The sequence below is a fragment of the Pseudomonas sp. 18058 genome (genome assembly GCF_902706155.1).
Classification (GTDB): Bacteria; Pseudomonadota; Gammaproteobacteria; order Pseudomonadales; family Pseudomonadaceae; genus Aquipseudomonas; species Aquipseudomonas rustica.
The window spans coordinates 1-5,641 of the sequence record NZ_CACSJY010000110.1 but is presented as its reverse complement, the minus strand read 5'-3'; the positions used below and the strand labels follow the sequence as shown (position 1 = coordinate 5,641).

At 50.9% G+C, this 5,641-nt stretch carries 2 tRNA genes and 3 rRNA genes; all 5 read left to right on the top strand.

Annotated elements, in window-relative coordinates:
• Positions 1–378: 378 nt before the first annotated feature.
• The 5 genes from GVL50_RS28320 (at position 379) to rrf (ending at position 5,595) form a co-directional block, all read left to right on the top strand.
• Positions 379–1,915, top strand: a 16S ribosomal RNA gene (locus GVL50_RS28320).
• A gap of 81 nt (positions 1,916–1,996) precedes the next feature.
• Positions 1,997–2,073: transfer RNA gene (locus tag GVL50_RS28315), tRNA-Ile, on the top strand.
• 30 nt (positions 2,074–2,103) lie between these two features.
• Positions 2,104–2,179 (top strand) — tRNA-Ala (locus GVL50_RS28310).
• Between the two features lie 247 nt (positions 2,180–2,426).
• Positions 2,427–5,320: ribosomal RNA gene (locus GVL50_RS28305) — 23S ribosomal RNA — on the top strand.
• Positions 5,321–5,479: 159 nt separating this feature from the next.
• Positions 5,480–5,595, top strand: a 5S ribosomal RNA gene (gene rrf, locus GVL50_RS28300).
• Together the 16S, 23S and 5S rRNA genes with 2 tRNA genes alongside form the textbook arrangement of a ribosomal RNA operon.
• The last annotated feature ends 46 nt before the right edge of the window (positions 5,596–5,641 follow it).

The following is a 5,641-nucleotide window of genomic DNA, read 5'->3' as shown; positions in this document are numbered from 1 at the left end:
TGCTTCAGTTCATCGAAGCCAAAAGGAAGTTGAAAAAGAGGTGTTGACAGCAGCGTGTAACGCTGTAGAATTCGCCTCCCGCTGACGAGAGATCTGAAGCGCAAGTGGTTGAAGTTGTTAAAGAATTCTTCGAAAACTTCTGAAAATAATCACTTGACAGTAAATGAGGCTGCTGTAGAATGCGCGCCTCGGTTGAGACGAAAGACCTTAACCAACCGCTCTTTAACAACTGAATCAAGCAATTCGTGTGGGTGCTTGTGGAGTCAGACTGATAGTCAACAAGATTATCAGCATCACAAGTTACTCCGCGAGAAATCAAAGATGTAACCAACGATTGCTGAGCCAAGTTTAGGGTTTCTTAAAAACCCAAAGATGTTTGAACTGAAGAGTTTGATCATGGCTCAGATTGAACGCTGGCGGCAGGCCTAACACATGCAAGTCGAGCGGATGAGAGGAGCTTGCTCCTTAATTCAGCGGCGGACGGGTGAGTAATGCCTAGGAATCTGCCTGGTAGTGGGGGACAACGTTTCGAAAGGAACGCTAATACCGCATACGTCCTACGGGAGAAAGCAGGGGACCTTCGGGCCTTGCGCTATCAGATGAGCCTAGGTCGGATTAGCTAGTTGGTGAGGTAATGGCTCACCAAGGCGACGATCCGTAACTGGTCTGAGAGGATGATCAGTCACACTGGAACTGAGACACGGTCCAGACTCCTACGGGAGGCAGCAGTGGGGAATATTGGACAATGGGCGAAAGCCTGATCCAGCCATGCCGCGTGTGTGAAGAAGGTCTTCGGATTGTAAAGCACTTTAAGTTGGGAGGAAGGGCAGTAAATTAATACTTTGCTGTTTTGACGTTACCGACAGAATAAGCACCGGCTAACTCTGTGCCAGCAGCCGCGGTAATACAGAGGGTGCAAGCGTTAATCGGAATTACTGGGCGTAAAGCGCGCGTAGGTGGTTCGTTAAGTTGGATGTGAAATCCCCGGGCTCAACCTGGGAACTGCATTCAAAACTGTCGAGCTAGAGTATGGTAGAGGGTGGTGGAATTTCCTGTGTAGCGGTGAAATGCGTAGATATAGGAAGGAACACCAGTGGCGAAGGCGACCACCTGGACTGATACTGACACTGAGGTGCGAAAGCGTGGGGAGCAAACAGGATTAGATACCCTGGTAGTCCACGCCGTAAACGATGTCAACTAGCCGTTGGGAGCCTTGAGCTCTTAGTGGCGCAGCTAACGCATTAAGTTGACCGCCTGGGGAGTACGGCCGCAAGGTTAAAACTCAAATGAATTGACGGGGGCCCGCACAAGCGGTGGAGCATGTGGTTTAATTCGAAGCAACGCGAAGAACCTTACCAGGCCTTGACATCCAATGAACTTTCCAGAGATGGATTGGTGCCTTCGGGAACATTGAGACAGGTGCTGCATGGCTGTCGTCAGCTCGTGTCGTGAGATGTTGGGTTAAGTCCCGTAACGAGCGCAACCCTTGTCCTTAGTTACCAGCACGTCATGGTGGGCACTCTAAGGAGACTGCCGGTGACAAACCGGAGGAAGGTGGGGATGACGTCAAGTCATCATGGCCCTTACGGCCTGGGCTACACACGTGCTACAATGGTCGGTACAAAGGGTTGCCAAGCCGCGAGGTGGAGCTAATCCCATAAAACCGATCGTAGTCCGGATCGCAGTCTGCAACTCGACTGCGTGAAGTCGGAATCGCTAGTAATCGTGAATCAGAATGTCACGGTGAATACGTTCCCGGGCCTTGTACACACCGCCCGTCACACCATGGGAGTGGGTTGCACCAGAAGTAGCTAGTCTAACCTTCGGGAGGACGGTTACCACGGTGTGATTCATGACTGGGGTGAAGTCGTAACAAGGTAGCCGTAGGGGAACCTGCGGCTGGATCACCTCCTTAATCGACGACATCAGCTGCTCCATAAGTTCCCACACGAATTGCTTGATTCATTGAAGAAGACGAAAGAAGCAGCCCGAAATTGGGTCTGTAGCTCAGTTGGTTAGAGCGCACCCCTGATAAGGGTGAGGTCGGCAGTTCGAATCTGCCCAGACCCACCAATTTTGTGTGGGAAACGCCTGTAGAAATACGGGGCCATAGCTCAGCTGGGAGAGCGCCTGCCTTGCACGCAGGAGGTCAACGGTTCGATCCCGTTTGGCTCCACCACTACTGCTTCTGAAGTTTGAAAGCTTAGAAATGAGCATTCCATCGTTGTGATGATGAATGTTGATTTCTAGTCTTTGACTAGTTCGTTCTTTAAAAATTTGGGTATGTGATAGAAAGATAGACTGAACGTTACTTTCACTGGTAACGGATCAGGCTAAGGTAAAATTTGTGAGTTCTCTTAAATGAGAAATTCGAATTTTCGGCGAATGTCGTCTTCACAGTATAACCAGATTGCTTGGGGTTATATGGTCAAGTGAAGAAGCGCATACGGTGGATGCCTTGGCAGTCAGAGGCGATGAAAGACGTGGTAGCCTGCGAAAAGCTTCGGGGAGTCGGCAAACAGACTTTGATCCGGAGATGTCTGAATGGGGGAACCCAGCCATCATAAGATGGTTATCTTGTACTGAATACATAGGTGCAAGAGGCGAACCAGGGGAACTGAAACATCTAAGTACCCTGAGGAAAAGAAATCAACCGAGATTCCCTTAGTAGTGGCGAGCGAACGGGGACTAGCCCTTAAGTGGCTTTGAGATTAGCGGAACGCTCTGGAAAGTGCGGCCATAGTGGGTGATAGCCCTGTACGCGAAAATCTCTTAGTCATGAAATCGAGTAGGACGGAGCACGAGAAACTTTGTCTGAATATGGGGGGACCATCCTCCAAGGCTAAATACTACTGACTGACCGATAGTGAACTAGTACCGTGAGGGAAAGGCGAAAAGAACCCCGGAGAGGGGAGTGAAATAGATCCTGAAACCGTATGCGTACAAGCAGTGGGAGCAGACTTTGTTCTGTGACTGCGTACCTTTTGTATAATGGGTCAGCGACTTATTTTCAGTGGCGAGCTTAACCGAATAGGGGAGGCGTAGCGAAAGCGAGTCTTAATAGGGCGTCTAGTCGCTGGGAATAGACCCGAAACCGGGCGATCTATCCATGGGCAGGTTGAAGGTTGGGTAACACTAACTGGAGGACCGAACCGACTACCGTTGAAAAGTTAGCGGATGACCTGTGGATCGGAGTGAAAGGCTAATCAAGCTCGGAGATAGCTGGTTCTCCTCGAAAGCTATTTAGGTAGCGCCTCATGTATCACTGTAGGGGGTAGAGCACTGTTTCGGCTAGGGGGTCATCCCGACTTACCAAACCGATGCAAACTCCGAATACCTACAAGTGCCGAGCATGGGAGACACACGGCGGGTGCTAACGTCCGTCGTGAAAAGGGAAACAACCCAGACCGTCAGCTAAGGTCCCAAAGTTATGGTTAAGTGGGAAACGATGTGGGAAGGCTTAGACAGCTAGGAGGTTGGCTTAGAAGCAGCCACCCTTTAAAGAAAGCGTAATAGCTCACTAGTCGAGTCGGCCTGCGCGGAAGATGTAACGGGGCTCAAACCATACACCGAAGCTACGGGTATCACCTTCGGGTGATGCGGTAGAGGAGCGTTCTGTAAGCCTGTGAAGGTGAGTTGAGAAGCTTGCTGGAGGTATCAGAAGTGCGAATGCTGACATGAGTAACGACAATGGGTGTGAAAAACACCCACGCCGAAAGACCAAGGTTTCCTGCGCAACGTTAATCGACGCAGGGTTAGTCGGTCCCTAAGGCGAGGCTGAAAAGCGTAGTCGATGGAAAACAGGTTAATATTCCTGTACTTCTGGTTATTGCGATGGAGGGACGGAGAAGGCTAGGCCAGCTTGGCGTTGGTTGTCCAAGTTTAAGGTGGTAGGCTGAGATCTTAGGTAAATCCGGGATCTTAAGGCCGAGAGCTGATGACGAGTGTTCTTTTAGAACACGAAGTGGTTGATGCCATGCTTCCAAGAAAAGCTTCTAAGCTTCAGGTAACCAGGAACCGTACCCCAAACCGACACAGGTGGTTGGGTAGAGAATACCAAGGCGCTTGAGAGAACTCGGGTGAAGGAACTAGGCAAAATGGCACCGTAACTTCGGGAGAAGGTGCGCCGGTGAGGGTGAAGGACTTGCTCCGTAAGCTCATGCCGGTCGAAGATACCAGGCCGCTGCGACTGTTTATTAAAAACACAGCACTCTGCAAACACGAAAGTGGACGTATAGGGTGTGACGCCTGCCCGGTGCCGGAAGGTTAATTGATGGGGTTAGCTAACGCGAAGCTCTTGATCGAAGCCCCGGTAAACGGCGGCCGTAACTATAACGGTCCTAAGGTAGCGAAATTCCTTGTCGGGTAAGTTCCGACCTGCACGAATGGCGTAACGATGGCGGCGCTGTCTCCACCCGAGACTCAGTGAAATTGAAATCGCTGTGAAGATGCAGTGTATCCGCGGCTAGACGGAAAGACCCCGTGAACCTTTACTATAGCTTTGCACTGGACTTTGAATTTGCTTGTGTAGGATAGGTGGGAGGCTTTGAAGCGTGGACGCCAGTTCGCGTGGAGCCAACCTTGAAATACCACCCTGGCAACTTTGAGGTTCTAACTCAGGTCCGTTATCCGGATCGAGGACAGTGTATGGTGGGTAGTTTGACTGGGGCGGTCTCCTCCTAAAGAGTAACGGAGGAGTACGAAGGTGCGCTCAGACCGGTCGGAAATCGGTCGTAGAGTATAAAGGCAAAAGCGCGCTTGACTGCGAGACAGACACGTCGAGCAGGTACGAAAGTAGGTCTTAGTGATCCGGTGGTTCTGTATGGAAGGGCCATCGCTCAACGGATAAAAGGTACTCCGGGGATAACAGGCTGATACCGCCCAAGAGTTCATATCGACGGCGGTGTTTGGCACCTCGATGTCGGCTCATCACATCCTGGGGCTGAAGCCGGTCCCAAGGGTATGGCTGTTCGCCATTTAAAGTGGTACGCGAGCTGGGTTTAGAACGTCGTGAGACAGTTCGGTCCCTATCTGCCGTGGACGTTTGAGATTTGAGAGGGGCTGCTCCTAGTACGAGAGGACCGGAGTGGACGAACCTCTGGTGTTCCGGTTGTCACGCCAGTGGCATTGCCGGGTAGCTATGTTCGGAATAGATAACCGCTGAAAGCATCTAAGCGGGAAACTAGCCTCAAGATGAGATCTCACTGGAACCTTGAGTTCCCTGAAGGGCCGTCGAAGACTACGACGTTGATAGGTTGGGTGTGTAAGCGCTGTGAGGCGTTGAGCTAACCAATACTAATTGCCCGTGAGGCTTGACCATATAACACCCAAGCAATTTGACTACTCGAAAGAGCATCAGATTGCGGTGTGTGAAGACGAAACGAACCGAAAGTTCGAAACGCTCGCAAAACACCGAAAGCTGTCACATACCCAATTTGCTGAAGCGAGGCCATCTGGCCACGACTCAGTACCCGAATTTCTTGACGACCATAGAGCGTTGGAACCACCTGATCCCATCCCGAACTCAGCAGTGAAACGATGCATCGCCGATGGTAGTGTGGGGTTTCCCCATGTGAGAGTAGGTCATCGTCAAGATTAAATTCCGAAACCCCAATTGCGAAAGCAGTTGGGGTTTTGTTTT